Source organism: Polyangiaceae bacterium (assembly GCA_020633235.1).
Lineage (GTDB): Bacteria > Myxococcota_A > Polyangia > Polyangiales > Polyangiaceae > JACKEA01.
In genome coordinates, this window is sequence record JACKEA010000007.1 from 49,083 (window position 1) to 75,157 (window position 26,075).

29 protein-coding genes are annotated in these 26,075 nt (G+C 67.9%); 17 read left to right on the forward strand and 12 right to left on the reverse strand.

Annotated features, from left to right (window positions below; translation table 11 throughout):
• Positions 1 to 22: 22 nt before the first annotated feature.
• Together H6717_33415 and H6717_33420 are read right to left on the reverse strand one after the other, a co-directional pair.
• Complete coding sequence (locus tag H6717_33415; protein ID MCB9581981.1) at positions 23 to 466, reverse strand: hypothetical protein; 444 nt, start codon at positions 464 to 466, stop codon at positions 23 to 25.
• Positions 467 to 475: 9 nt separating this feature from the next.
• Positions 476 to 982, reverse strand: a complete 507-nt coding sequence (locus tag H6717_33420; GenBank protein MCB9581982.1) for a sigma-70 family RNA polymerase sigma factor — start codon at positions 980 to 982, stop codon at positions 476 to 478.
• An 87-nt stretch (positions 983 to 1,069) separates the two neighbouring features.
• Between H6717_33420 and H6717_33425 the strand changes: the two genes are divergently transcribed.
• Both H6717_33425 and H6717_33430 read left to right on the forward strand, forming a co-directional pair.
• Entirely contained in the window at positions 1,070 to 1,387 is a 318-nt protein-coding gene (locus H6717_33425; GenBank protein MCB9581983.1) for a thioredoxin fold domain-containing protein, read from the forward strand.
• A gap of 63 nt (positions 1,388 to 1,450) precedes the next feature.
• Positions 1,451 to 1,978 carry a hypothetical protein gene (locus tag H6717_33430; protein MCB9581984.1) on the forward strand — a complete coding sequence of 176 codons (528 nt, stop codon included), beginning with the start codon at positions 1,451 to 1,453 and terminating at the stop codon, positions 1,976 to 1,978.
• Between the two features lie 347 nt (positions 1,979 to 2,325).
• Here the strand turns inward: H6717_33430 and H6717_33435 are convergent, their stop codons facing one another.
• The 7 genes from H6717_33435 to H6717_33465 all read right to left on the reverse strand — a co-directional run bounded on the left by H6717_33435 (position 2,326) and on the right by H6717_33465 (position 9,878).
• Positions 2,326 to 3,330, reverse strand: coding sequence for an alpha/beta fold hydrolase (locus H6717_33435; GenBank protein MCB9581985.1), 1,005 nt, complete (start codon positions 3,328 to 3,330; stop codon positions 2,326 to 2,328).
• Entirely contained in the window at positions 3,327 to 5,066 is a 1,740-nt protein-coding gene (locus tag H6717_33440) for an AMP-binding protein (protein MCB9581986.1), read from the reverse strand. The genes H6717_33435 and H6717_33440 overlap by 4 nt, the downstream gene beginning before the upstream one ends.
• Before the next feature lie 69 nt (positions 5,067 to 5,135).
• Positions 5,136 to 5,426, reverse strand: coding sequence for a hypothetical protein (locus H6717_33445; protein MCB9581987.1), 291 nt, complete (start codon positions 5,424 to 5,426; stop codon positions 5,136 to 5,138).
• Positions 5,427 to 5,437: 11 nt separating this feature from the next.
• On the reverse strand, positions 5,438 to 6,274 hold the full coding sequence (locus tag H6717_33450) for a hypothetical protein (GenBank protein MCB9581988.1): 837 nt from the start codon (positions 6,272 to 6,274) through the stop codon (positions 5,438 to 5,440).
• A 124-nt stretch (positions 6,275 to 6,398) separates the two neighbouring features.
• Entirely contained in the window at positions 6,399 to 7,955 is a 1,557-nt protein-coding gene (locus H6717_33455) for a TIGR04551 family protein (GenBank protein ID MCB9581989.1), read from the reverse strand.
• Entirely contained in the window at positions 7,952 to 8,866 is a 915-nt protein-coding gene (locus H6717_33460; protein MCB9581990.1) for an alpha/beta fold hydrolase, read from the reverse strand. The genes H6717_33455 and H6717_33460 overlap by 4 nt, the downstream gene beginning before the upstream one ends.
• Positions 8,867 to 8,873: 7 nt before the next feature.
• Positions 8,874 to 9,878, reverse strand: coding sequence for a hypothetical protein (locus H6717_33465; protein MCB9581991.1), 1,005 nt, complete (start codon positions 9,876 to 9,878; stop codon positions 8,874 to 8,876).
• A 108-nt stretch (positions 9,879 to 9,986) separates the two neighbouring features.
• Here H6717_33465 and H6717_33470 point away from each other — a divergent pair, with 108 nt between their 5' ends.
• Positions 9,987 to 10,544, forward strand: a complete 558-nt coding sequence (locus H6717_33470; GenBank protein ID MCB9581992.1) for a hypothetical protein — start codon at positions 9,987 to 9,989, stop codon at positions 10,542 to 10,544.
• Positions 10,545 to 10,610: 66 nt separating this feature from the next.
• Here H6717_33470 and H6717_33475 read toward each other — a convergent pair whose 3' ends face one another.
• On the reverse strand, positions 10,611 to 10,940 hold the full coding sequence (locus tag H6717_33475; protein ID MCB9581993.1) for a hypothetical protein: 330 nt from the start codon (positions 10,938 to 10,940) through the stop codon (positions 10,611 to 10,613).
• Positions 10,941 to 11,125: 185 nt separating this feature from the next.
• Here H6717_33475 and H6717_33480 point away from each other — a divergent pair, with 185 nt between their 5' ends.
• The 9 genes from H6717_33480 (at position 11,126) to H6717_33520 (ending at position 18,008) form a co-directional block, all read left to right on the forward strand.
• Positions 11,126 to 11,383 (forward strand): hypothetical protein, encoded by a 258-nt coding sequence (locus H6717_33480; protein ID MCB9581994.1) that lies wholly within the window; start codon positions 11,126 to 11,128, stop codon positions 11,381 to 11,383.
• Positions 11,384 to 11,389: 6 nt separating this feature from the next.
• Positions 11,390 to 12,364 (forward strand): alpha/beta fold hydrolase, encoded by a 975-nt coding sequence (locus H6717_33485; GenBank protein ID MCB9581995.1) that lies wholly within the window; start codon positions 11,390 to 11,392, stop codon positions 12,362 to 12,364.
• Entirely contained in the window at positions 12,364 to 13,110 is a 747-nt protein-coding gene (locus H6717_33490) for an SDR family oxidoreductase (GenBank protein MCB9581996.1), read from the forward strand. Before H6717_33485 ends, H6717_33490 begins: the two co-directional genes overlap by 1 nt.
• A gap of 7 nt (positions 13,111 to 13,117) precedes the next feature.
• Positions 13,118 to 14,725: a hypothetical protein gene (locus tag H6717_33495; GenBank protein ID MCB9581997.1), complete on the forward strand. Its 1,608-nt coding sequence runs from the start codon at positions 13,118 to 13,120 to the stop codon at positions 14,723 to 14,725.
• A 100-nt stretch (positions 14,726 to 14,825) separates the two neighbouring features.
• A complete protein-coding gene (locus H6717_33500; protein MCB9581998.1) occupies positions 14,826 to 14,993 on the forward strand; it encodes a hypothetical protein in 168 nt (55 codons plus the stop codon).
• Between the two features lie 138 nt (positions 14,994 to 15,131).
• On the forward strand, positions 15,132 to 15,974 hold the full coding sequence (locus H6717_33505; protein ID MCB9581999.1) for a hypothetical protein: 843 nt from the start codon (positions 15,132 to 15,134) through the stop codon (positions 15,972 to 15,974).
• Complete coding sequence (locus tag H6717_33510) at positions 15,974 to 16,432, forward strand: GreA/GreB family elongation factor (GenBank protein ID MCB9582000.1); 459 nt, start codon at positions 15,974 to 15,976, stop codon at positions 16,430 to 16,432. Before H6717_33505 ends, H6717_33510 begins: the two co-directional genes overlap by 1 nt.
• A gap of 91 nt (positions 16,433 to 16,523) precedes the next feature.
• Positions 16,524 to 17,504: a hypothetical protein gene (locus H6717_33515; GenBank protein ID MCB9582001.1), complete on the forward strand. Its 981-nt coding sequence runs from the start codon at positions 16,524 to 16,526 to the stop codon at positions 17,502 to 17,504.
• 159 nt (positions 17,505 to 17,663) lie between these two features.
• The gene (locus H6717_33520) at positions 17,664 to 18,008 is read left to right on the forward strand and encodes a rhodanese-like domain-containing protein (protein MCB9582002.1); all 345 of its coding nucleotides are present in this window, start codon (positions 17,664 to 17,666) and stop codon (positions 18,006 to 18,008) included.
• An 86-nt stretch (positions 18,009 to 18,094) separates the two neighbouring features.
• Here H6717_33520 and H6717_33525 read toward each other — a convergent pair whose 3' ends face one another.
• The gene (locus H6717_33525) at positions 18,095 to 18,622 is read right to left on the reverse strand and encodes a hypothetical protein (GenBank protein MCB9582003.1); all 528 of its coding nucleotides are present in this window, start codon (positions 18,620 to 18,622) and stop codon (positions 18,095 to 18,097) included.
• 126 nt (positions 18,623 to 18,748) lie between these two features.
• Here H6717_33525 and H6717_33530 point away from each other — a divergent pair, with 126 nt between their 5' ends.
• From H6717_33530 to H6717_33540, 3 genes are read left to right on the forward strand one after another with little or no spacing between them, the layout of a single operon-like run.
• Entirely contained in the window at positions 18,749 to 20,359 is a 1,611-nt protein-coding gene (locus H6717_33530) for an SUMF1/EgtB/PvdO family nonheme iron enzyme (GenBank protein ID MCB9582004.1), read from the forward strand.
• A 7-nt stretch (positions 20,360 to 20,366) separates the two neighbouring features.
• Entirely contained in the window at positions 20,367 to 20,786 is a 420-nt protein-coding gene (locus tag H6717_33535) for a hypothetical protein (GenBank protein ID MCB9582005.1), read from the forward strand.
• A gap of 1 nt (position 20,787) precedes the next feature.
• Entirely contained in the window at positions 20,788 to 21,378 is a 591-nt protein-coding gene (locus H6717_33540) for a hypothetical protein (protein ID MCB9582006.1), read from the forward strand.
• On the opposite strand, the gene H6717_33545 is transcribed toward H6717_33540, so the two are convergent.
• Positions 21,364 to 23,352 carry an amidohydrolase family protein gene (locus H6717_33545; protein ID MCB9582007.1) on the reverse strand — a complete coding sequence of 663 codons (1,989 nt, stop codon included), beginning with the start codon at positions 23,350 to 23,352 and terminating at the stop codon, positions 21,364 to 21,366. The two genes, H6717_33540 and H6717_33545, sit on opposite strands and share 15 nt — an antisense overlap.
• A 47-nt stretch (positions 23,353 to 23,399) precedes the next feature.
• On the opposite strand from H6717_33545, the gene H6717_33550 reads away from it, so the two are divergent.
• The gene (locus tag H6717_33550; protein MCB9582008.1) at positions 23,400 to 25,550 is read left to right on the forward strand and encodes a CehA/McbA family metallohydrolase; all 2,151 of its coding nucleotides are present in this window, start codon (positions 23,400 to 23,402) and stop codon (positions 25,548 to 25,550) included.
• Positions 25,551 to 25,707: 157 nt separating this feature from the next.
• The gene (locus H6717_33555; GenBank protein ID MCB9582009.1) at positions 25,708 to 26,073 is read left to right on the forward strand and encodes a cupin domain-containing protein; all 366 of its coding nucleotides are present in this window, start codon (positions 25,708 to 25,710) and stop codon (positions 26,071 to 26,073) included.
• The last annotated feature ends 2 nt before the right edge of the window (positions 26,074 to 26,075 follow it).

Genomic DNA, 26,075 nt, shown 5'->3' on the forward strand with positions numbered 1-26,075 from the left:
GCCGGACCAACATAGGGATGCGTCAGGGAACGCCGTAGAGCGCTTTCACTCCGGGCCGACCCAGCACCATGATGGTCCACACGCCCAGCGCGGTGCCCAGCGGGAAGCTCGTGCACATCATGACGGAGGCGACGAAGGTGAGCGTGCGGCGCGTGCGCTTCTTGAGGCCGGACGCCGCCAGGATGTGCAGCGTGACGAGGGCGACGAGCACCAGCGCCATGACGACGCCGACCACGAGCAGCACGCCGGCAACGGCGACGCCACTGGCGGGGGCGCCGTGCCCGGTGGGCGCGAAGCCGAACACGCCGGCGAGCAGCACGAAGTACCCGATGACGCCCAGGGTGCCGACGCTGAGCAGGCCGCTCCACACGTAGTGAAGGGTGGCGAGCAGATCGAGATCGCTCGCGTCCTTGGCCGTAGCTTGGGGGACGAGCTCTTGCGGCGGACCGAAGTGCCCGAAGCTCACGCGGCAAGTCTACGCCATCATGCACACGCGTAGGGCGGCTTTTGCTCGGTGCAGCAGCACGGCAACGTGCCCTGGTGTGATGCCCAGGGCGCGGGCCACGTCCTCCCCAGGGCGCTCTTCCAGCATGCGCAAGGTGACGACGGCTTGTTGGATCTCGCAGAGATCTTCGACGCAGGCCCGCAGCCGCACGTGATCTTCCGCGCGGGCGATGAGCACGTCCGTAGTCGGGAGCTCGTCGACGAGGTCGTCGTCCTCCACGGGCAAGTGGGGCCGCGCGCGATCGTGACGCCGCCGCCGATTGCGCGCCACGTTGCGCACCATCACCGCCAGCACCGCGCCCCACTCCGCCGGGTCCGCCGGCAGCTTGCCGTCTCCCGCCTGTGTGAGCAGCGTGCACAGCGCCTCCTGCACGGCGTCCACGGCATCCTCCGCCGTCGCTCCTTCGCCCCGGGCGAGCGCGGCGAGCGCGCTCCGCTCGCGCCGCGCCAGGGCCGAAACTTCCGTCAGGATGTCCATGCGCCTCACCGGGTCAGGTGTCGACGGCTCCGGGCATTACGAGAAATATTTCGTGTAATGCCCGGCGGCTCCGGCACCTGTCTCCGCATGATACCGGAGATCACCGAAGCCGAGCTCAGCGCGCGCATCGCGAACGCGAACGTCCCCGTGCTCGTGGATTTCACTACCCAGTGGTGCGGCCCCTGTCGCGCCCTCGGCCCCATCCTCGACCAGCTCGCTGCCAACGCCGCCGGCCGCTACCAGATCGTCAAGGTCGACGGCGACGCGTGGCCCGCCCTCGCCGGTCGCCTGGGCGTGCGCGCGTTCCCGACGATGATCGTCTTTTCGGGCGGGGCGGAGGTCGCGCGTCACGTCGGCCTCACGAGCAAGACGCGCATCGAAGCGCTACTCAGCGACTCTTTTTGACGTTTGTATGTTGGTCCGGCGCGGAACCTCGCGCCGGCGCACGGCGCTGCTACGCTTGTGGCAGTGGGGTACCGACGCATCTTGGCGTGCTTTCTCGCGGCAGCGCTCGTCGCGCCGCAGGCACTGGCGCAACCGCACGAACAACGCTCGTCGAATCTGCGCTCGCTTCCGGAGACTCTGAACTACGAGCGCGGAGAAGCGCCGCCGCCAGACTACGTGCTGGGTAAGGAGCCGCGCTGGACGCCGGTGACTCTGGGGTACGTCACGTTGACGTTCTCCTATGGAGCGCCGCTCGGTGTCGCCGTAGCGAACGGCTTTGGAAATCACACCGCGTGGTTCGCGCTTCCCGTGGTGGGAGCGTTCCGCTGGAACGACGGGCGGTGCGAAGATCTCGTGAAGCGCGGGGAAGACAGCGACGGCTGCAACAATCCGTTGCCCATTCTTCTCGCGAGCTGGCAGATCGCAGGTCTCTCGATGCTCTTGTTCGGGTACGGCTTGCCAAAGAAAAAGTGGGTCCGTCGTGATCTTGCCCTGTCCGCAACACCGCTGCCGCGAGGCGGCGCCACGCTAGGCGTCAGCGGTTCGTTCTGACGTCCGTTCGCGCGGTTGACGGCGGTTCGCTCTGACGTCCGTTCGCGCGGTTGTCAGCGGTTCGCCCTGACGTCCGTTCGCGCGGTTGTCAGCGGTTCGTTCTGACGTCCGTTCGCGCGGGTGTCAGCGGTTCGCCCTGACGTCCGTTCGCGCGGTTGGCAGCGGTTCGCCCTGACGTCCGTTCGCGCGGTTGTCGGCGGTTCGCCCTGACGTCCGTTCGCAAAGGGCGGAGGCAAGGGACGGAATTGAAATGGTGTAAGGGGCGCCGCGGGGCCAACGGGTCACGGACGCGCGGCGCGGCGCGGGGCCGACGGGGCACGGACTTGCGGGGCGGCGCGGGCGCGCGGTCAGTCGCGGGACGCCCAGAAGTCGTGGAGCTTCGGCCATAGCGTCGTGGCGGCCTTCTTGCTCACGACGGCGCCGACGTGCCCGCCACCCAGACGGAGCTCCGCCTTGTCCACACTACTCACATGGTCGAGGAGCACGCGGGCGCTCTCCGTGGGGACGATGTTGTCGTGGACGAAGGTGACGTCCAACACCGGGCAGCGGATGTTTTCGAGCTTCGCCGGGCGCCCGGACAGGGCGAACGTCCCTTTCACGAGGGCATTGTCGCGGTACAGCTCGCGCACGTAGCGGCGGTAGCACTCCCCCGGAAAGGAGACGTTGTCGTTGCCCCAGCTCTCCAGCGCGAGAAAGCCGTCGAGGAACTCGTCGTCCCAGGCGCGGTCGATCACGTGCACCGCCTTGGAAAGGCTGAGCGTCGGCCGGAGCAGGTGAAACGCCGACTGCATCAGCTGCCAGGGCACGTTGCCCGTCGCATCCACCAGCGTGTCCAGGTCGAAGCTCTGGGTGCGCGTCCAGGCGCTGAGCAGGCCGTCGTCGTGGAAGCCGATGGGCGCCGCCAGCTCCACCAAGGAGGCGACGTGCTCCGGACGCGCGGCGGTGTAGATCGCGGTGAGGGTGCCGCCCAGGCAATAGCCGAGCAAGTGCGCCGCAGGCGTGCCCGCCGTGCGCGCGGTCACGCGCACCGCGCGGCCGAGCCAGCGATCGCACACGTCGTCGAAGGTCACGAAGCGATCTTCGTCCTGCGGCGTGCCCCAATCGATGACGTAGGTGTCGTGCCCTTGTGCCACCAGGTATTCCGCAAAGCTCTTGCCGGGCATCAGATCCAGCACGTAGTGCCGGTTGATGAGCGACGGCACGAGCAGCACCGGCGTCTCGTATTTCAGCTTCCGCGGCCGGTAGCGCAAGAGCCGCCACTTGTTCTCGCGGTGCACCACGTCCGCCGGCGTGAGCCCCACCTGGGGCCGCCCGCGAGTCATGCGCCGCGCGAGATTGAACAGCCGGTTCATGGCTCGTACAGCGCTTCGAGCTCGTGGCCGAAGGTCTCGTACACCTTCTTGCGCCGCACTTTGAGGGTGGAGGTGAGCAGACCGCCGCTGACCGTGAGGGGCGTGTCCATGATGCGGAACTTCTTGATCTGCTCGAACTTGGCGAGCTCGGCGTTCACGCGCTCCACGGCCTCGCCGACCAGCCCGCGCACGATTTCCGTGCGCTCCTTGGGCGCCGTTCCGAGCTCCGCGAGCTTCGCGTCCACCGCCTCCGCGTCGAGCCAGATGCCCGCCACCAGGTACTTCTTGCCGTCGCCGTAGACCACCGCGTGGGTGACCAATGGCTCGTCGGCGAAGCGCAGCTCGATGTTCTGCGGCGGGACGTTCTTGCCGCCGGCGGTCACCAAGATCTCCTTCTTGCGATCGACGATCTGCAAGAAGCCGTCTTCCGTGAAGCGCCCCACGTCGCCGGTCTTGAACCAGCCGTCCTCCGTGAACGCCTCCCGCGTGGACGCCTCGTCCTTGTGGTAGCCGGAAAATACGCTCTGGCCCTTGGCCAAAATCTCGCCGTCTTCCGCCAAGCGGAGCTCCACGCTCGGCAGCGGCTGTCCCACGGAGTCGAAGCGAAACGCACCGGGGCGATTGAGGGTGAGCGTGGGCGAGCACTCCGTGAGGCCGTAGCCCTCGATGATCAAGAGGCCCGCGTCGTAGAACAGCTCCTTGACCTCGCGCTTCAGCCCCGCGCCGCCGCTCAGGCAAAAGCGCAGTCGGCCGCCGGTGATGTCCATGAGCTTCTTGCGCCGCGCGTCGCGATCGCTCTCCGTCGCCGCGGTCATGGCCAGCTTCTCCCAGTACGCCGGCACGCTCATGAACACGTTGGGGCGCACCTCGGGCAAGAGCTCGAGGGCGTTCGCCGGATCCGTGAGATACGAAGTGAAGCCCAGGGTGTTGCCCAGGCACACCTCGCCGAAGCCGAAGATGTGGCTCATCGGCAGCCACAGCACGTCCACCGCGCTCTCGTCCAGCTGCGGAGCATTGCAGCGCAGCCAATCCAAGCCATTCACGCCGACGTTGCGATGGGTGAGGGGCACGCCCTTGGGGTTCCCGGTAGTGCCGCTGGTGTAGAGCATGAGCCCGGGCTGATCGAGATCGATGCTCGCCATCCGCTCTTCGAAGGCACCCGGCTCTTCCTCGAGACGGGCCGCGCCGAGGGAGAGCGCCCGCGGCCAGCTCACCACCTTGCGCTCCACCTCGCCCACCGTCGGCAGCGCATGGCCGTTACCGCGCAGCCCCGACAAAACGGAAGTCGGCTCGATGGCCTCGGAAAGCACCACGAAACGCTCCACCCCGGAGTACTCGTTCCAGCGCTGGAAGATGCGCGCGAGCAGCGGCGCCGTGTCCACGAAGATCACCTTCGCGTCGCTGTGCTTCGCCACGTACGCCGCCTGATCCGCGGTGCACGCGGGGTAGATCGGCACCATCACGCCGCCCGCCGCTTGGATGCCCAGCGCCGCCGCTGCCCACTCCCAGCGGTTGGGAGCGAACACCGCGCTGCGGTCTCCCGGCGCGAGGCCCACCGCCGCAAGGAACGCCGCGCTCTTCTTGATGGCGTCCGCGAATGCACCCCAGGTGATCGCCGTCCAGTCCCCGTCCGGGCTGGGCAGCATGAAGCGCGGGCGAGTGCGGCGTTCCTCGAGGGAGTCGAACACCGCTCGCGGAGCGATCTTGATCTCGAGAAAAGGCGTGACGTCTAACATGGCGGTCTCTCAGTTAGTCCAAACTTCGGATTTCGATTTTGTCGGGGCGGCGCGAGCCCCGTCGCGCTCTCACTTCGCGGCGCGGGCCTCGGCCAGTTGCTCTTCCAAGTCGAGCAAACGGCTCTCGAGCTGGTTCAATTTGTGAAGCGCGCGCTCTTGGTCGCGCTTGGTGGGCAGCCCCAGCGTGCCCCACCACTGGGCGCTCGCGTTGTCGCTCGCGGCTTTCATCTTCATCATGGCGGACAGCCACGCGCCCGCGGGCTCGAGCACCATGGGGCTCTTGAGCCAGTGCTCCAGGTACTGCGCCGTCGCGCCTTCCCAAGCGTTGAAGTACTTCTTGTACGTTTCCCACAAGTTCATCGTCGTTCCTTTCAGTTGAAGCCGATGCGGCGGAGCTCCGCTGCGGTGGTGAAGTCTTCGTTGGGCTCGTCGGGCAAGCTGGTGGCGCGCACCACTTCCGCGAAGCACTCCGAGAAGTACGAGACCTGACGCCGCGACGTGCTGGCCCCGACGGCCGGCTGCACCGTCACCTTGGTGCGCACGCGAAACGCCTGTTGGAACCAGAGCGAGGGCAACACCACGCTGCCCTCGGCGTCCACGCGCACCTCGTACACGTCCTTGCCGGCGTAGGGCAGGCCGCGCAGAGTGCCGTTCTGCACCACGCCGGTGGACACGAACTCCGTGCCCGGCTGGATCGGGAAGCGCAGGATCTCGACGGGGTTGTCGTAGATGAGCAGCGTCTGCCCTTCCGCCGGACTCTGATCGTGGGACGCCACGCCGAGGAGCAACAGCGACTGGTCCGTCTGCCGCGCGATGTTGTCGACCGTGCCACCCGCGTCGAAGGGCGTGACGAAGGCATCCGGCGGAAAGCTCGTCTCGTACCACTTGCCGGTGATCGCTTGCGGCATCACCGTCGCCACCTGGTCGTCGGCGTAGTCCGTGTCGAAGCTCCACGAGAGCTGACCGTTCTTGTCCGGGCCGCCGGCGATGTTCACGGGCCGCGTCGCCGTGGCGGGCGAGACCAGGTACGAGATGGGCGTCCCAATGGCCGGCCGCACCTCACTGGCTTCGATCTTTCCGTCCAGGTTCGGCACGCACTCGAGCGTCGTCGGCGGCGCCCCGGTGTAGTCGCCGTACACCGGCGCCTGCGTCTTGTTGTCGCCACAAGAGATCGTGATGACGGAAAGCGCTAGCGCGAGCCCGGCCACGCAATGCCGCTCCGACCATGTCCAAAAAGCGGACATTTTCGGCCGTTCACTCGCCTGAGTACCGCCAGATGTCCGCTTTGCGCACATCCTGTTGCACCCGCGGTTCCGCGGCGGACCGACAAGATCAGAAATAGAATCCAACACGAATCCTCCACAGTTGCGCGTTCTTGGCTTTTTGGCCCGTCTGCACGTTGTCGAGCCCGGCCAAGGGGAACAGCGTGGCTTGCTCCAGCGCGAGCTCGAAGCCGTCGCGGCTCTCGTAGGCCAGCGTGGGGTCGAGCTCGACGCCGAGAGGATGCTTGCCGCCGGGGGCGCTCTCCGCGTTCACCGCCCAAGAGGCGATGGCCGCGAGCTCGAGGGTCATGCGACCAGTGGCCACGTCGAAGAGCGTGGCGCGGGCGTGGGGCCGCAGGTACGTCGCGTCGGTGACGGTGCCGATGATCTCGTGAAACAGGATGCGATCCACACGGAAGTCCGGGTGGAAACGGAAATTGTTCACCTCGTTGTCGTAGGGCGGTCGCGCTTGCGGGCCGTCCAGATCCCCGGGCTGGGGCGCGGCGCCGCCGATCTTCGGAAAGGCGCCGAAGCCGGGCGCCGAATCGCCGCTGGCGTAGCCCAAGTCGAGGCCGCCGCTCGCCACGTCCTCTCCGAAGTCGCTCACCAGCGCGCCGCCGTATTGTTTTGATGTCGCGGCGTCGCGGAACAGCACTCCCGGGATCAGCGACGGTTGGTCGACCTTGGCGGTGAGGAACGCGCCCTCGGCTTCGATGTGCACTCCCGGCGCGACGAGCTCGAGCCACACATCCACGCCCGTCGCGGTGTAGCCGCGGCTCATCACTTGCCCCGCGTCGATGGCCACCGGCTGCGCGGTGGGCACGTACGTCGCGGGCACGTCGTCCTTCTGCCAGCGGTGCGTGACGTAGGTGCCGTAGTCGAAGGTCGCCTTGCCGGCCTTCTTGCGGCGCGCGGTCGCCAGCGCGTCGTGGTACTTCATCATCGCCGCCGTGATCGTGTGCACGTTGGCGCTGGGCTCCACGTCGATGGCGCGGTGGCCGGTGCGGTCCGGCACGAAGGGCCCCGTCGCGGAAAAGTCGTACGCCACGGCCCACAGGTGGTCCGCCAAGGGCGTCACGAAGGCGACGCGATCGGCGGCGTCCCCGCTGTCGCAATCGCGGCAGTCCCCGCTGTTCGTCAAGATGCCCAGCCCCCAGTGGCTGCCCATGCGACCGACGGCCAGCACGCCGAAGGGAGTGAGCGCTTCGCCCCACACGCGCTTGACGTGGATCGGCTCGTCGCTCGCGCGCTGCGTGCCGCTGGCGGACGGAATGCCGTCCGGGGCGGAGCCGAGACTGAGGTTGTCGAGCACGTCGATGCGCGACTTCACGGCCATCATGCCGCCGGGCGCGACGATGGCGAGATCGAGCCGCAGCCGCATGTCCGCGGCCGTGAGCGTCTGCGCCTTCGGGTCCCCGCTGCTCACGGGAAAGAACAGCTCTCCCGAGGGCGTCGCGCCGCGATCGAGATCCAAGTTGTAGTAGGCGGTGCCGCGCGTCCGAAAGCTACCGTCGAGCTTCAGCGTCTGCTCCGGGGCCGCACCCAGATCGCGGCCGTAGTCCGCGAAGGTGGTGGCGCCCGCGGGAGAGGCCGCGAGCAGCAGCGAGAGCAGGACGGCGTGCCTCACGAGTCACCCTTCAAGAACTCGGCGAGGTCCCGAGTCGACGCGCTCTGCGCCTCGATCATCGGAAAGTGGCCGCAGCGCGGGTAGACCTTGAGCTCGGCGTTGGGCAGCTGGCGCAGCAGGCGCTCGCCGATGTCCACGGGCGAGACGCGATCTTCCCGGCCCCACAGCAGCAGCGCGGGCGCGGTCACCTCGGAGTAGCGGCTTTGCCAGTCCTCGTAGCGCTGGCCACGCACGGCGGCGAGGGCGGCGGCGGTGGTCCCCGGCCGCTCGAGGGCGCGGTCCACGTCCTCCACGAACTCTTCGGAGATGCGGCTCGGATCGTAGAAGGCGAAGGCCATCTTCTCGTCCGAGCGCTGGTCGTAGAACAGATCGAACAGCAGCTCCCCCAGGCCCTGGGCGCGCGCCCAGTGGAACGTGGTGGGCAGCTGCTCTTCGTAGACCCAGGCGTCGTACAGGGCGATGCGGCTCACCATCTGCGGCCGCTCCATGGCCAGCATGAGCGCCACGGACGAACCCCAGGAGTGCCCCACCACGGACGCGCGCCGCACGCCGCGCTGCTCCAACAGGCCGGCCACGAGCTTGGCCTGGGCGCGCGGGGAGTAGTCCCCCGGCGGGCGATCGGTCCAGCCGAAGCCCTTGAGATCCAGCGCGATCACCCGGTGCTGCTTCTCCAGCGTGGGGCGCACCGAATTCCAGGTCTCGAGGGCCGAGGCAAAGCCGTGCAGCAGCACCACGGGGGAGCCCTTGCCGCCGCTGTCCACGTAGCGCACGCGGGTGCCGTTCACCTGCGCGTAGGTCGCGCCCTGCGGCGCCCCGGGCAGCGGACCCTGGTAGAAGGACGGCGCGCAGCCGGCCGTCGCAAGGACGACGAGAGCTGCGGCGAGCTTCATGGAGCCGAGTGAGGTGGCCATGAGCGGCTCACGGCGCCAGCCGCCGGATCTCCGAGGCCTGGGTGAACTCCACGTTCGGCTCGTTGTCCTTCGACGTGATGGTGGCCACCGTGCCGAAGCACTCACTGGCGAAGGCGTAGCTCCGCACCACGGTGGTGAGCACGCCCACGGTGCGCGTGAGCTTGATGGCGATGCGCAGCACCGGGAACTCGCCGAAGGGCGTCTTCAGCAGACCGTGAGCGTCCACCAGCTGGTCGTACTGCTCGGTGTAGTTGACGGGCAGGCCCTGGGCGAGGCCGCTCACGTTGCACACGCTCTTGGTGCTCTTGTTCTCGCTGATTGGGAAATCGAGCACCGTCACCGGCGGGTTGTAGGTGAGCTCCGTATAGCCGGCACCATTGCTGGGCGACACCACGCCCCGGAGCAGCAGCGCCTTGTCGGTGATCTCGAACACGCCGAGCAGATCCGCGCTGTCGCTCAGCTGGGAAGCGTAGGTCGCGCCGGGGAACTTGCTCTCGTACCACTTGCCCGTCAGCGCCTGGAGCTCCACCAACGCCAGGTGGTCGCCGGCGAGGCTGCCGGACAGATCCCAGTTGCTGCTGCCGTCGCCCTGGGCTTGGCCCGCGGTGGCGAAGGTCGCGTTCACGGCGACCATGAACTTCGCGTTCAGCCCCGCCATCAGCGGCACCTCCGCGCGCTCGATCACGCCGTCGTGGTTGGGGCTGCACACGCCGCCCCCACCGCTGCCGCCGCTCCCCGCGGTGCCTGCCGCGCCGCCCATGCCCGCCGCCCCGGCCGCGCCCCCACTGGACGAGCCCGCGGCTCCGGCAGCTCCCGCCGCGCCCCCGCTGCCGCTGCCGCCTCCGGTGGCCGCCACGCAGTGCCCGCCCTGACATGCGCCGCTCGCGCAGTCCGCGCCCACGCTGCACTCGGCCATCGAGTCCGACGCCGAGCAGCCCCACGCCGCCAGCCCCAGAAGAATGCCCACCACTGAACCCAAAATGTTGCGCTGCACCATGACGCCTCGGCGCATGGATAACGCTGGCTGGATTGCTGGTCAAGGCTCATGTTGCAATGCCGCAAAATCCGGAGTATCAGGGGGTCCTGTCGTGGCCATTTTGCTGCGGCGCAAAATTCCGCGATGGTGGTCAAGAAGTACAGCAACCGGCGCCTCTACGACACGGAGGAGAGCCGCTACATCACGTTGGAAGAGCTCACGGACAAGATCCGCAAGGGCACCGACGTGCAGGTGGTGGACGCCAAGAGCGGTGAGGATCTGACCCAAGCCACCCTCACCCAGGTGATCTTGGAAACCTCCGCCGCGCGCCTCTTGCCCGTGCCCTTGCTCATGCGCCTGATCCGCATGAAGGACGATTCCCTCGCCGAGTTCTTCGGGCAGTACGTGTCCGGCGCCCTCGACCTCTACCTGCAGGCGAAGCACGGCGCGCAGGCCGTGGCGCCCTACTTCCCCTTCGCCACCGTGCCCTTCACCGCCGGCAACGCCTTCGCGCGGCTCTTGAGCCAGGTGTCGCCCTGGGGCGCGCCGCCAGCGCCGCCACCGCGCCCGCCGGAGCCCGAGCCGGAGCCCGACTCCGATCGCGGCGAGCGCGACAGCGACGTGGCGGAGCTCCGCCGAGAGCTGGAAGAGCTGAAAAGGTCCTTGGGGCAGTCGCGCAAGGCGAAGAAGCCCCGCCGCTGAGCGTCCGTTTCCGCGTCGGACCAACAAAAGAATTCGGCTGATCTTGTTGGTGCGGCGCGATGCCCGTCAGGCGAGCTCGCTGAGCCACGCCCGGGCCGACGCTGGGTCGTCGAAGGCCCGCATCTTGGTGCCGGACGCCATGGCCATGGCCAGCACCACGCCCTTCCACGACACCTTGCGCGTCAGCACGGCGATGCCCAGCAGGCTCGGGCGCCAGCGCTTGTGGAACTCGATGAAGGCGGCGCGCGCTTCCACCTCGTAGCTCTCCATGTCGAGGCAATCGACCACCAGCGTGGCCGGCTCCCCTTTCGCCAAACGCTCGGACAGGGGGCGCAGCTCGCTCTCGAGGGCGACCAGGGTCAGGTGGCCGCGGAGGGTGATGACATGGGGACTCACGCTCGCTCGTGTGGGTGGGGGGAAACTCCGAACTCTATCAACTACGCCCGCACCGGGGGGCCGATAGATTTTGTTGCGCTGCAACAAAATCGTCTTGACAGGGTTGGCTGCGAGATTTACCTCTCTCCCCGCGCTGCCACGGATTTACCAAGGCAAACGCCTATCAGGAGAGAAGAATCATGTTCATGCCCGGCTTTACGCAACCGCAGCAATTCCTCGAGGCTTGGAGCAAGATGGCCAAGGAGAACAGCGAGCGCCTCGAGAGCCTCTCGGCTCAGATGAGCAAGATGCAGGGCGAGAGCGTCGAGCGCGCCACCCAGGCCATCGACGAGAGCGCCAAGCTCATGAAGGAGTCGCTCCGCTACGCCATCCAGCTCGGCGACGAGTGGCGCAAGATCGGTCTCGAGACCGCCAAGAAGGCCACCCAGGTCCCCGGAGCCTGATCCCCGATGCCGATCACGCCGACCCCCAAGGACACGGTGCTGACGGACGGCACGGCCAAGCTCTATCGCTTCCGCCGCGCGAACGGCGCGGCGGCGGCGAAAGGGCTGCCGCTCTTGCTGGTCCCGTCGCTGATCAATCGCTGGTACGTGCTCGACCTGCGCTCCGGCGCCAGTGTGGCTTCCGCACTGGTGGACGCGGGGCTGGACGTGTTCTGCCTGGACTGGGGGGTGCCGAACGACGAGGACCGCTATCTGAGCTGGGACGACGTCGTCGCGCGGCTCAGCCGCATGGTGCGGCGGGTGAAGCGGGAGACCGGCGCGAACCAGATCGGGCTGCTCGGCTATTGCATCGGCGGCACGCTGACGGCGATCCACACGGCGCTGGAGCCGGATTCCATCGCGGCGCTGGTGAACTTGGCGGGCCCCATCGATTTTTCCGAGGGCGGCTTCCTCGCCCACATGACCAACCCGCGCTGGTTCGACCCGGAGGCCATCGCGTCCGCCGGCAACATGCGCGCGGAGCAGATGCAGGCGGGCTTCGTGGCGCTCAGGCCCACCTCGCAGCTCTCCAAGTGGGTGAGCTTCTTCGACCGCCTCACGGATCCCGAGCGCCTGGAGGCGTTCCAGGCCCTGGAAGAGTGGGCCAGCGCCAACATCGCGTTCCCGGCGGAGGCGTACGTGAAGTACATCCGCGAGCTGTATCAGCAAAACGCCTTGATCTGTGGGGAGCACGCCATTGGCGCGCGGCGGGTGGACCTGGCGAAAATCCGCTGTCCGTTGCTCACGGTGGTCACGGACCGTGACACCATCTGCCCGCCCAAGGCGGCACAGGCCCTCGGCACCCACTCGTCGTCGGAGGACCAGCAGCTGTTGGTCATTCCCGGCGGTCACGTTGGCGCCGTGGTCGGCGGCCGCGCCCCCAAGGAGCTGTACCCCAAGCTCGCCAGCTGGCTCTTGGACAAGCTCGGAAAGGACTCGTGATGAAACTCTCGGATCTGAAGGTGATCGTGACCGGTGGCGCCCGCGGTATGGGCGCGCACTTCGCAACCCGTCTGGCGGAAGGCGGCGCCCGCGTGGCCGCCGGAGATGTGGACGAAGAGGGCCTCGCGGCGCTGCCCAGCGGCATCGCACGGCGCCGCCTCGACGTGTCCAACGAAGAAGACGTGAAGAGCTTCGTCGCCTGGGCGGCGCAGGAGCTCGGCGGCCTCAATGGCCTGGTGAACAACGCCGGCATCCTGCGCGACGGCCTGCTGGTGAAGAAGGACCGAAAGACGGGCGAGATCAAGACGCTGTCCACGGACGACTGGAACAAGGTGATCGGCGTGAACCTCACCGGCGCCACCTTGATGGTGCGCGAGCTCGTCGCCGAGATGGCCACGAAGGAGACGCGTCCCGGCGTGATCGTGAACATCTCCAGCGTTGCTCGGCACGGCAACCGCGGCCAGTCGAACTACGTGGCAGCGAAGAGCGCTTTGGCCGCGAACACGGTGACCTGGGCGCGGGAGTTCGCGCCCTTCGGCATCCGCGTGGGCGCCATCGCCCCCGGGATGATCGAGACGCCCATGACTCAGGGCATGAATCAGAAGGCGCGGGACGCGCTGGTGGCAGCGGTGCCCTGCGGCCGCATCGGTGAGCCGGACGACATCTGGCAAGCCGTCAAATTCGTGATCGAGTGTGACTATTTCAACGGACGCACCGTCGATGTCGACGGCGGCCTCGTGATGTGAGGGGAACATGCGGTACTTCGAGCTCATCGCCCAGCGACCGCTGGTTTGGAGTCTCTTCCTGATCTACATGGTCGCGACGGGCTGGCTGGCCTGGCGCGGTCACAAGAAGACGACCGACATCCAGAGCTTCGCGGTGGGCTCGGGGGACCTCTCGCCGGTGGTGGTCGGCATCACGCTGGCGGCGTCCATCGCTTCCACGGCCACCTTCGTGATCAACCCCGGCTTCGTGTACGTGCACGGCCTCTCGGCCTTCGCCCACTTGGGCGTGGCCGCCGGGGCCGGCATCGTCACGGGGCTGTACGTGATGAGCAGCGGTTTTCGTCGCATCGGCGAGAAGTACAAGGCCATCACCCTGCCGCAGTGGATGGGCCAGCGTTACGGCTCCCGTGGCCTGTCCTTGATGTTTGCGGGAGTGAACCTGCTCTCGCTCTCCTTCGTGGTGCTGATCATCGGCGGCATCTCCATCGTGATGCAGCAGACCCTCGGGCTCACCAACCTGGAGTGCCTGATCCTCACGGTGGTGTTCGTGTTCAGCTACGTGTTCGTGGGCGGCACCTACGCCCACGCCTACACCAACACGCTGCAAGGCATCGTGATGGTGATCGTCGCGGCCATCATCGTGGTGGGCGGCGCCAAGCACCTGGCGGGCGGGCCCAGCGCGGTGATGAGCGCGCTGTCCGCTCAGGATCCGAACCTGGTCAAGTGGGTGAACCCCCAGAGCCCGCTGTTCGGGAGCTTCTTCAGCGTGTGGGTCAGCGGCTTCGTGGTGGGCTTCGCCCTGGTGTGCCAGCCGCACATCATGACCAAGGCGCTGTACGTGAAGTCGGACAAGGCCGTACGGCGCTATCTGGGCGTCACCGTGGCCGTCTCGCTGGTGTTCACGGCGCTCTTGTTCGTGGGCATCTACGCGCGGCTCATGCAGCTGCCGGCGGAGGTGTTCGTGAACCCGGCCACTGGCGCCTTCAGCCAGGATCGCGTGATGGCGGTGTACCTGGCCAAGAGCTTCGACCCCACCTTGCTGGCGGTCATCACCGTCGCGCTGCTCGCTGCCGGCATGAGCACCCTGGACGGGATCCTGGTGGCGCTCTCCAGCATCGCTGCCAACGATCTGTTCCTGAACCTCACAGAGCGCTCGCTCCTGGCCCAGCACACCCCGGAGCAGCGGGCGCGCATTGCGCATCGCGCCAGCCAAGCGATCTTGGTGGCCATGGGCGTGGCAGCGTTCGTGATCTCGCTCCATCCGCCAAAGTTGCTGGGCATCTTCGGGCAGATCGGGGTGTACGGCATCGTGGCCGCCAGCACGGCTCCCATTTTGGCGGGTATCTTGCTACCGAGCCTGGGTCGCCGAGCCGCTTGGGCCAGCGCCCTCACCGGCCTCGGGTTGCACTTCGCGTTGTACGCGCTCGGCACCTGGGCTCAGGGTCGGGGGCTGGACGTCCGCGTCCTCGCGGGTCCCTTGGAGGTCCTGGTCGATGGGTCGGCCGTTCAGGGTGGCTTCCTCAATCCTGCGGTCACCGCGACCTACGGAATCCTGGGGAGCTTCGCGGTGTTGGCTCCTGCGGTTGCGACAGATCTTGCCCGGCGCCGCCGGGCCCGCGCCTTGGCGACCGTCTGAAAGTTCTGAAAAGAACTACCCACTGAAGCTGATGGGCGTCATGATGAGTGATGCCCGCGGCGAACGGGTCGCTGGGGGGGCAATCAGGGAGAAACGTCACGTGCGTTTGATTTGGGGGATCACGCTCACCGAGCTTCGGGAAGAGCTGAAGAAGAACATCCACGCGGCCAACGACAACCCTTGTCGCTACGTGGTGTGCCGCGCGACCTCACACGAGCTGCAGGGTTTCCCCGAGACCGAGCCTCGGACCGGCGAAATCGGCCGCTGACGGCATTTCCTGAGCCTTTCCGCCAGCCTGTCGGGGCGCCGCGGAACCTCGCGCCGCCCTGCCGCGGGTGGGCTACGCTTGCGGCATGCGCCGGCTGTTCCTGGTGTTTCTCGGGTCTTTGCTGCTCGCGTCTCCCGGTTGCGGGGACGACGAAGGCCTCGGGCACGGAAGCGCGGGGAGCAGCGGCGCGGACGCCGCGACGGGCGGCGCCGCGGGGAGCGACGCGGCGACCGGCGGCAGCGCGGGCTCGGCGGGCAGCGACGCGGCGCGGCGGGCAGCGCGGGCTCGGCGGGCAGTGACGCGGGCGCAGCGGGCAGCGCGGGCTCGGCGGGCAGCGACGCCGGCGCGGACGCGACAATCGGTGACGCGGGCGTACCGCTGAACGGCCTCGGCGCCATCACCGGGGATTGCGGCCCCATCGACCCGACGGAGATCACGTCGCCGAGTCCCTTCACCTTCGAGACGGTGCTCGACTTCGGCACCCAGACGTTCGACTACAACGCGCTCTCGCTGGGCGGAAAGCAGCTCTACGACGAGGGCAACCTGGGTGGGAACTCGCTGTACTCCGAGATCTTCAGCTACGAGGTCCTGTACCGCTGCGAGCTCGCCACGCTGCTGAAGACCGAGACCAAGATCGAGTACCAGGACGCCGGCGGCAAGAAGACGGACATCTTGGTGAGCATCGACGGCTACAAGGTCGGCGTCAGCGTGACCCGCGCCTACGCCTTCCCGGCCGGCTCCACTTTCACCGTCACCGCGGCGCACGACCTGTTGGCGAAGAAGCTCGACGACATCGTGCTCAGCACCCAGAACGTGAAGCCGGTGGACGCCTGGCAGAAGCAGATCTTGCACGTGTTCGCCTACAACCAGCAGCACGAAGACGCCCTGTTCCAGGCCTACCCCACGCTCCCCGCAGCCACGCGAGCGGACACCATCGTGATGGTCACGCTGACCAACGGCGACGACGACTTCATGTACTGATGGACAAGCGCGCGCTGATCACGGAGCTCTCGGCGCGCCTCGCGGCGGAGCTCGAGCGCTGCACGGCGCAGGCCAAGGACGCCGCCGAAGGCGCGACCCACGAAGAGAATCGCTCCGAGGGCGACAAGGACATGCGGGCCACGGAGGCGTCGTACGTCGCTCGCGGCCAGGCCCAGCGCGCGGCGGAGCTTCAGACCGCCATCAGCCAGCTCGCCGCCATGCCCGTGCGCACTTTCGGCGCCGGGGATCGCATCGCAGTGTCGGCCTTGGTGGAGCTCGACGGCGAGCGCACGTACTTCCTGGTCACCGCCGGCGGTGGCGAGCGCGTCGCGGGCGTGACCACCCTCGCGACCCAGAGCCCCCTGGGCCGCGCCCTGTTGGGCCTCGAGGTGGGCGACGAAGCGGAAGTGACCACGCCCCAAGGCACGAAGTCGCACGAGATCACCGACGTGCGCTGACGCATGCTCGCATCATGTGAAGCAGTGGCACGCGTCAGTGACGCAAACTTCATCCATTACGCAAGCGCCCCCGCAGTGGCAGCATTTCGGCATGAAGAGAGCGCGACGTCTGCTGATCACGGGTCTCTATGGATTGCTGCTGACCTGGGGCTGTGGCAGCGCCGAGAGCGACTCCCAGAGCCCGGCTGCCTGTGTTCCGCCGGCGGAGCCCGCGAGTGGCTGGAACTTCGGCCATCCCGCGTTGGATCCCGCAGACGCCGCGCGTGCAGCAGCGTTGATCGGTAGCTGCCTGCCCGACGATGGCGCGGCGCGCTACCTCGCGGCGTACTACTACGAGCGCGACAGCGGGGAACGCTGGCGTCTGGATGTCGTCGACTGCCTCGCCGGCAAGACAAACGGCTGCGCAGCCGTGACGCAGTGCCTCGGAGCCAGCGCGGACCTGACCGGCCCTTGCGAGCCGCGTTGTGCTGGTTCCATCTTCGAGAGGTGTGATGACACGCTCCACTTCCGCATCGACTGCGCCAAGCAGGGCCGGCGCTGCGACGCGGATCAGGGATGCGTCGCGTGCGACGCTGGGCCCGCTTGTGACTACTCGAGCTACGTCGACCACTGCGACGGCGATCGACCCATCCGCTGCCTCGACGGGATGGAAACCACGCTCAGCCCGTGCGCCCTCTGGGGACTGACGTGCGTGGACGACGCCGCCACCTTGGGGAGCGCCTACTGTGCGGGTGCCGAGGGTAGCTGCACGGTCGACCATCATGGCAGCCCCGAGCTCGCCGGCGTGGCCTGTACCGCGGACGGTCTCCAAGTGTGCGTGAACGGCGGGCTCCATCACATCGACTGCGCCGAGGTTGGAGCGGGATTCACCTGTCAGACCCTTGGCAGCACCGCCTTCTGCGGCTTGGCGGCGGAATGCGACCCAACGCCGAGCACCGTGGCCGACGCCACTTGCGACGGAGATTCCCTCACGTTCTGCAATGCCGGGCGCATCGACAAGCTCGACTGCAAACAGTTGGGCTTCACTGGGTGCAACGCCACCTGGGGCGTGTGCTCTCCCAGCCCCTGGTGATATCGGACGGCTGTCTTCTCGCTGTTCTCGAAGACCCTCACGTCGTTGCTGTCGTGCTCGAGCCCAGGGAGTGAGGGAGTGACAGCGCGAGCCCGCCATCCGATGGAAACGCGCACGGGGACGCTTGGCCCTGGTGATCTGGGGCGGCCGTGCTAATCGATGGCCGCCATGTACTTCGTCCTCGGTGCCATCGCGCTGATCTTCATCCTGTATCTCGCTCGACCGAAGCCGGACATCAGCGGGGAAGAGGCGAAGAAGCTCGTGAAAGCGGGCGCGCGCCTGATTGACGTGCGCACCGCGCAGGAGTTTTCCGGCGGGCATCTCTCCGGCGCGCGCAACATCCCGCTGCACGAGCTCGGCGGCCGCCTGGAAGAGCTCGGCGATCGCGCCGCCACGGTGGTGCTCTACTGCCAGAGCGGCATGCGCAGCGGCCGCGCCAAGAAGATGCTCATGGCCGCCGGTTACGAGAACGTACGCGACCTCGGCAGCCTCGCGCGCTGGTAGGCGCGCGAACGGGGGAGTGAGGTTCCGCGCCGAACCAACATCCAAATGCCAAAGGGTGTTGGTCCGGCGCGAGGAACGTCGCGGCGCTACTTACAGTTTCCGCCGGGGCAAGCGACGGTGCAGGTGTTGGGATCCATGCACTGCGTCTCGCAGTTGCCGCCCGCGCAGTTCACGTCGCAGGTGGCGTTCTTGTTGCAGGTGGTCTTGCAGTTGCCGCCAGGGCACGTGATGTTGCACTTGGCGCCGGGCAGACAGTTGGTGTTGCAGTTGCCACCGGTGCAGGTGAGCTCGCAGATGGAGCCGCCGGCGCAGACGTAGCGGCAGTTGCCGCCGTCGCAAGTGTCTTGGCAGTGCTTGTTGGAGCCGCAGGTGAGCTCGCAGTTGCCCTTGGGGCAGCCGGGGCCCGTGGTGATGGGGATGTTGCTGGTCGGCTCAGGGGCGGCGGTGGCCGTCTCTGTCGCGGTGGGCGCTGCGGTTTCCGTGGTCGCCGGGACGGGAGCGGGCTCCGCGGTGGCGGCGGGTTGAGCCGGGGGCGGCGAGTCGTAGGTCTTGACCACGCAGCCAGCGATGGTGGTCGCGGCGATCGCCGCGAGAGCGTATCGGATGTGTTTCACGTCGACCTCACCTCGAGAAAAAGGAGCCTGTTAGACGGCCTCCCCTAACAAAACACGCAATCTTGCGGGACTCAACGGGCGGCGAAAACTGGGCGGTCTGGCGCAGGCGGGCGATCCTTACGGAACATGCGTCGCTTGGGGTGGACCCTCGTCCTGGGGCTCTTCGGGGTTGGCTGTGCCAGCCCGGGCAGTGCCCCGCAAACTGAAGAGAAGCCTGCTGTGGCGGCGCCGGTGATCACCGAGCCCGCTGTGGCAGCGCCGGTGACTGCCGAGCCCGATGCGGTGGAGCCGGCGAGCCACGTGGCGGAAGGGCCCGCTTTGAAGGGGCGCTGTCCCGCGGGGATGGCGCTCATCGACGGGCGCTTCTGCATCGATCGCTGGGAGGCCGTGACCCTCACCAAGGACGGCAAGCTGCACTCGCCCTACCACGCCGTGGCGACCGAAGGCGTGGCGGCCGACAGCCGGCCGGGAGTGGTGCCGCAAGCGTACATCTCGATGGAAGAAGCCGACGCCGCGTGCAAGCAGAGCGGCAAGCGACTGTGCACCACCCAGCAGTGGGTGGACGCGTGCATGGGCAGCGCGAAGCCGAAGCGCAGCTACCCCTACGGCAACGTGGAGGATCCTCGGGCCTGCAACACGACCCACGATGGGCATCCGCTGATGGTGCTGCACGAAGGGCGGCGCTTCACGGACTCCGTGGCGTTGAACGATGCGCGCATCAACCAGGTGGGCGGCACGGTGGCGCCTACGGGGAGCTTCGACGCGTGCGTCACCCCGGAGGGCGTGCACGACATGGTCGGCAACCTGCTGGAGTGGACCCGCGGCGACCGGCCGCTCTTGATGGGAGGGTACTACTTGGACGCGCACATCAACGGCGAAGGCTGCGCCTACGTGACGATGCGCCACGGCGAGAAGTATCACGACTTCACCACCGGCTTTCGTTGCTGCAGCACGCCGGCGCCGGAGGATCCGCAGACGACCCCAGCCAGCGTGACGGTGACGCGAAACGAGCAGGGATTTCGCTCGTTCGACGATCCGGCCGCGCCGCTGCCGCCGATGCCGAAGCCGCCGGCCTACGCGTCCGAAGAGGCCGCCTGCCCGGACGGCATGCTGCTGGTGGACGGGCTCCGCTGCAGTGTGCCCGAGCAACAGTGTTTGCGCTGGGTGGATCCGCCGGGCAAGCCTCATCGCGCTTGCGGCGAGTTTTCCACGCCGGTGCAGTGCAAGGGCGGGCGGCGAGCGATGCGCTACTGCATCGACGAGCAAGAGTACACGCCGGAGGGCTGGGATTTGCCGCTGGTACACGTGTCGTGGACGGAGGCGCAGCGCGTGTGCGGCGCGATGGACAAGCGGCTCTGCTACGAAGACGAGTGGGAGTTCGCGTGCGAAGGGCCGGAGGCGAGCCCCTACCCTTACGGCGCCGTGCGCGATGGCGCGAAGTGCAATCACGACAAGGACGACCTGTTCACGCCCCGGGGCAAGCTCATCGACCGGCGGGTTGCGGCGGACGCGCTGCCGGAGTGCAGGAGCCCTTTCGGCGTGCTCAACATGGTGGGCAACGTCGACGAATGGACCACCCGCGCCGGCAACGAGCGGCCATGGCGCAGCATCCTCCGCGGCGGCTGGTGGCTCACCGGGCGCAATCGCTGTCGCGCGGCGACGGAGAGCCACAACGAGATCTACGCTGGGCCGCAAACCGGCTTTCGCTGCTGCAAGGGCGCCCGCAAGAGGCCATGATCGCAAAGTGCGATCGGCGACTTCGGCTCTGGTGCTCCTCACGGCGGGGTGCGCCGGCTCACCCCCGCCCGCGGATACGCCCTCGCAGTTCCAGTCTGCACCCCTGACGGCCGAGCGCACTCCGCGCTCCCGCGTGCTGTTCCGCCAAACCCAGAGCCTCGGCACCGACGCCCCGGAAGCGCCGGCGCCGGGCGTGGGGATCCGCCGCCGCGTGGACGTCCATTTTCGCGACGCGTCCCTGTCCGACGTCGTGCGTTTCCTCGCGGACGCCGGGCACTTTTCCGTCGTGGCCGAAGGCAACCTGGCCGGCAAGGTCGACGTCGATTTGAAGCGCGTTCGCCCCTACGACGCGCTGGTGGCCATCGCCCAGGCCCACGGGGCGCGGGTCACGCGCCGGGGCTCGCTGGTCGTGGTCACTGGCCCCTGACTTGGCCCCGACCCTTCGGGCGCGCTTCAATTTCGCCGTGCCCAACGTGATCGAGCCCGCCACCACCGGTCGCGCCGCGTGCCGCGGCTGCGGCCAGAAGATACCGAAGGGAGAGCTGCGCTTCGGCGAGAGCATTCCCAACGCCTACGCCGAGGGCGAGACCACCGTCTGGTTTCATATGCTGTGCGCCGCCTGCGCCCGGCCTGCGGAGTTCCTCGAGATCGCGAGCCAGGATCACGCCGAGCTCCGAGCCTTGGCGGAGGAAGGCGTGGCGCACCGCCGCTTGCCGCGCTTGCTCGCGGCGGAGCGCGCACCCTCGGGGCGGGCCCGCTGCCGCAGCTGCCACGAGCTGATGGACAAGGGCGCCTGGCGGCTGCGCCTGGGCATCGTGGAAGAAGGCCGCATGAATCCCATCGGGTTCATTCACGTGGGCTGCAGCGAAGCGTACTTCGAAACCCGCAACGTCCTGGGCCGGATAGAGCGGCTGACACCCGAGCTCTCCGAGAGCGACAGGGCGGAGATCGGCCGCGCCCTCGGGCCGGGGTTGGCCAAGACCAGCGCGCCGGACGGCAAGCAATCAATGAATGGATAGCGCCGCTCGGGCAGCTACGGCGTCCACCACGCGGCCCGCTTGCACCACCGTGACCACGTTGCGAAGCGCGCTGATGTCCGCCAGCGGATCACCGTCGACGATGATCAAATCGGCCACTTTGCCGGGCTCCACGGAGCCGGTGGTCTTGTCCCGGTGCATCACCTTCGCGGCCCCCAGCGTCGCGATGGTCAAGACGTCGGCGTTCGGAATGCCGGCCTTGGAGTAGAGCTCGAGCTCCCGCTGCAAGGCGAAGCCCGGCCACTCATCGGAGCCGGCCACCAGCGGAACGCCCATGTCCCACAGCCGCTTGGTGAGCTCGAGGCAGCGCTGGAACGACTGCTGGTAGCGCTCGTGGTTCGCCGCGACCTCCGGCAACCCGCCGTCGAAGGCCGAGCGCTGCACCTGAGGTGGCAAGTGGGACAGCACCGGCGCCAAGGTGGGGTTTTCGTGACCAGGGCGCGTGGTGAGCTCGGCCTCCACCACGTTCAGGGTGGGATCCACCACGATGTGGCGGCGCTTCAAGAGCGAGAACAAGGCCTTGGTCTTGGGGGCATCGAGACCGATATCCGCCCCCCGCTGTCCCAAGAGCGCGGTCTGCCCGCGGTTTTCGCTGGGCTTCGAGTGCAGGTCGAAGATCACGTGCTCGAGGTGTTGGATCTCGTCGTAGCCGTCCTTCACGGCCTGCTCGGCGGTCATGCCCTGCGGTACGTGGCCACTCACCCGCAGGCCCTTGGCCTTGGCCAGCTTCACGATCACGGGCACCAGCTCCGGCTTCATCGAGCCGTAGATCTTGATCTGCACGTAGCCCTTGGCGGCGTAGGCCTCGACCACCTTCTGCGCCTCTTCGGCGGTGTCCGCGAACATCTTGGTGGGGCCTTGCTTCGGACCGCGACCATCCACGAAGCCCGCCAAGATCAGGTGCGGCCCGAGCTCCGTCCCCGCCTCCCAGCGCGCTTGTCGGGTCAGCGCCGCGTCCATGTCGCTGCCCAGGTCCCGCACCGTGGTGATGCCGTTGGCGACGTACATCAGGCCGTCGTCGGCGTCCTCGTGCACGTGCATGTCCCACAAGCCGGGCAGCACGGTCTTGCCCTGGGCGTCGATGACCTCGGCGCCCTCCGTGGGCGGCAGCTTGGCGCCGACGCGCGTGATCTTCCCGTCTTGCACCAGGATGGTCGCGTCGTCGATGGGCTTCGGCGAAAGCAGCCGCGCGTGAACGATGGCGAGCTTGTCCGGCCGGTGCGAGACCTGCGCCGTGACCCGTTCGCGCCGGGCGCGATCGAGCGGTGCCTGCAGCTCGAGCAGCTTCGGGCGCGCGTCCCCGAACCCCTGACGAATGCCCGCCCCGTATTCGTCCACCTGCGCGAACCACTCGCCATCCGCGGAGAACCACTCGATGCGCGGCACGAAGCCAAAGCCCGAAAGCTCCCAGGCGGCCACGGTGGTGCCCTTCACGGTGGTCTCCACCAGCTTTTCCGCGTGGAAGCTCCCGCTCGGCAACAGCGGCACGTTGCCCATGCGCTGGGACAAGGCCAGCAACGCCGCGTCGGCGATCACGGACTTGTTGTTCGAGACGTAAAACGCTCGGCGTCCCTCGCCCTCTTCGTCCGTGCCGCTCCACTTGCAGTGCGTCGCGTCGCAGCTCACGAGCTCTCGCACCTCACGCTGCTTGCGGTTCTTGCCGCTGAGCTCGAAGTGGTCCGGGAAGCCGTCCTTGCCGAGCTCCAAGCGGGAGTGCAGCTTGGGGCCCTTGCCGCGCTCGGCAAACTCCAGATCTTCGTCCGCGGTGCCGTCACCGTGGCGCACCACCACCACGTGCCCTGCTACGCGATCGCTGAAGACGATGTCGTAGACCAGCCGCCGCTCTCGCGGCGCATCCGGCTTTTGCGACTCCGGTGCCGGAGGCGCCGCCGTCACCATCTTTGGAGCCGGACTGCAGGCCATGGCCAGGAGTGCGGCCGCCCAAACCCACCTCAATTTTCGCCCTCCGTGGGGCCGAAGGTAACACGCTAAGGTGCGTGGCCGTGAGAGTTGCTCGCAGCGTGGGTGCCATCGTGGCGTTGGCTGTGTCGGCCAGCGCCAGCGCGCCCGCCCCCGTACCCCCGGCCGTGCTCACCGCGCAGGACATCGGCACTCGCTTGCGGGTGTTCGCCCGGCCTGGGGATTTCAAGCTCTCGAACCGCGCCATCACCGCCGTGGTGCGCAAGCGGGATGGTTGGCTCACGGAGCTGTGGCGCAACGGTCCGGTGCTGCCCACGGTGGAGCAGCTCGGCACCACCACCGACATCGACGCTCTGTGGCAGCTGTATCCCGTCGCGCGGCTCGGCAAGAAGGACTACCCGGTGCTCGCCGCACGCGTGGGCGTCACGGCGGACGCCATCGAGGTGGAGGGCGTCGCCGACACGCCGGTCGGCAAGATCCGCGCGCTCACGCGCTACCGCATGCACCCGACGGAGCCGCGCCTCACGATGACCACGCGCTTCAGCGTGGACGGCGGCGCCGCGGTGGGTGGCGGCCTGGGCCTGGGAGACGCCTTCAAGTGGGGCAACGTCCGCTACTACGTGGAAGGCGTGTGGCCTCCCCGCATGAAGTACAAGGGTCGCGCCCGATGGATCGGTCGCCGCGGCGCCGGCGGAGACCTGCTGCTCCGGCCCTTGGGCAAGGGCTCGATGTGGGTGGACTACACGGCGCGCATCCGTGGTTTTCAGAGCACCATCACCACGCTGTACGACAAGAGCGGGATCCCCGCCGGTGGCTCCGTCACCGTGACGCGTGAGCTCTCGTTCGAAGAGCTCTCGCTACCGGAACGGAAGCTCGGCCCCACGGGCACGCTCGAGGCGCGCTTGTCGGACGAGAACGGAAACCCGCTTCCCGCCAAGCTGCGCATCGACTCCCTGGGCAGCAAGAAGCCCTTGTTCGACGACAACGGCGGGCTCGACGGCACGGATCGCTTCGCCTGGACCGGCAACGGCGTGCTCACCCGCGCGCTGCCTCCGGGGCGCTATCAGCTGTTGGCCACCGCCGGCATCGAGCGCGACGCAGCCCGGGGCAGCGTCCTGATCCGCGCTGGGAAGACCGCCCGCTTCGAAGCCAAGCTGCCGCGGGTGATCGACACACCGGGATGGATCTCCGGAGATCTCCACTTGCATCAAGCTCCCAGCGTGGACGCGGACATCTCGCTGCCCGCCCGGGTCGTCGCCATCGCCGCCGAGGGCGTGGAGCTGGGCGTGGCGACGGATCACTACGTGGTCACGGATCTCGCCCCCACCGTCACGTGGCTTCGCACGCGCGGTGTGCTGACCGGCAACGTGGTCACCATTCCGGGCAGCGAGGTGAGCACGCTGGGCAGTCGCTTCGGCCACTTCAACGTGTTCCCGCTCTCCACCCGGGACAACGTGCGCTACCAAAGCACCACCCCCAAGGGTCTGTTCGACGACGCCAAGAAGAAATCGCCGAACGGCATCCTGCAGGTCAACCACCCGCGCTGGGACCCCGCCCTCGGCTATTTCTCGTACTTCGGCATCGACGACGACACCGGAGAGATGACGCGCCCCGGGTACGACCCGCGCTTCGATACCATCGAGGTCTACAACGGGGACGACGCCCGCGACCTGAAGAAGGTCGAGCGCGTGCTGCTCGACTGGATCCACCTGCTCGGCCGCGGCGGGCGTTACACCGCCACCGGCAGCAGCGACTCGCACAATCTCGCGTTCCTGGATCCCGGGCTACCCCGCACGCTGATCCACTGGGGCAGCGCCAAGAGCGACGCGCAAGATCTCTCCGCTCCTCAGAAGTCCGTGATCTCCGCGCTACGCGCCGGTCACGCCATCGTGACCAGCGGCCCCATCTTGGACGTGACGGTGAACGGCAAGGGGCCCGGTGAAACCGTGCAGAGCGTGGGGAACAAGGCCCACGTGCACGTGGTGGTGAAGGCGGCTCCCTGGATCGACGTGCGCGCCGTGGAGATCTTGGTTGGTGGGGCGGCGCGGAAAGCGCACTTCGCGCTGGTGCCGCGGAAGAACGCCGTGGTCCGCCTCGATCGCACCTTCGACGTCCCCGTCACGGACAAGACGTTCGTGATCGTCACCGCCCGGGGCGACCGGGGCCTGCCCAACGCGTCGCGAGAAGGCACCATGCCCTTCGCCTTCACGAACCCGATCTGGCTCGATCCCTGACGCGTCACGCCCGCGTTGTCTCGACGCCCCCACCGCGCTATGCGGACGCCATGCAGAGGGCGGCACTGATGGCGGGCTTCGCGCTGCTCGCTTGCTCCAGCACGACGTCACAGCTCCGAACGCGCTTCGCCAAGGAGCGGGCCTGCCCGGAAAATCGATGACCGTGCCGCCCGCCGTCGACCTGCGCGCGAAGCTCGCGACCTTCTCCGAGCAGTGGTCGCCGCGCATCGTGGCCAGCTTGAACGACTACCACGTGAAGGTCGTCCGCGTGGAGGGCGCGTTCGTGTGGCATCAGCACGCAGAAACCGACGAGCTGTTCCTGGTGCTCGAGGGCGAGCTCACCCTGAGGTTCCGCGACGGACAAACAAACCTGAGGCAAGGGGAGCTGTGTGTCGTCCCCAAAGGCGTCGAGCATCAGCCGTACGCCGAGCGAGAATGCCACGTGCTGCTGCTCGAGCCGGCGGGCACGCTCAACACCGGAGACTCGACGGAGCGCGCCGGCACCACCGGCAGCTGGGGGTGAGC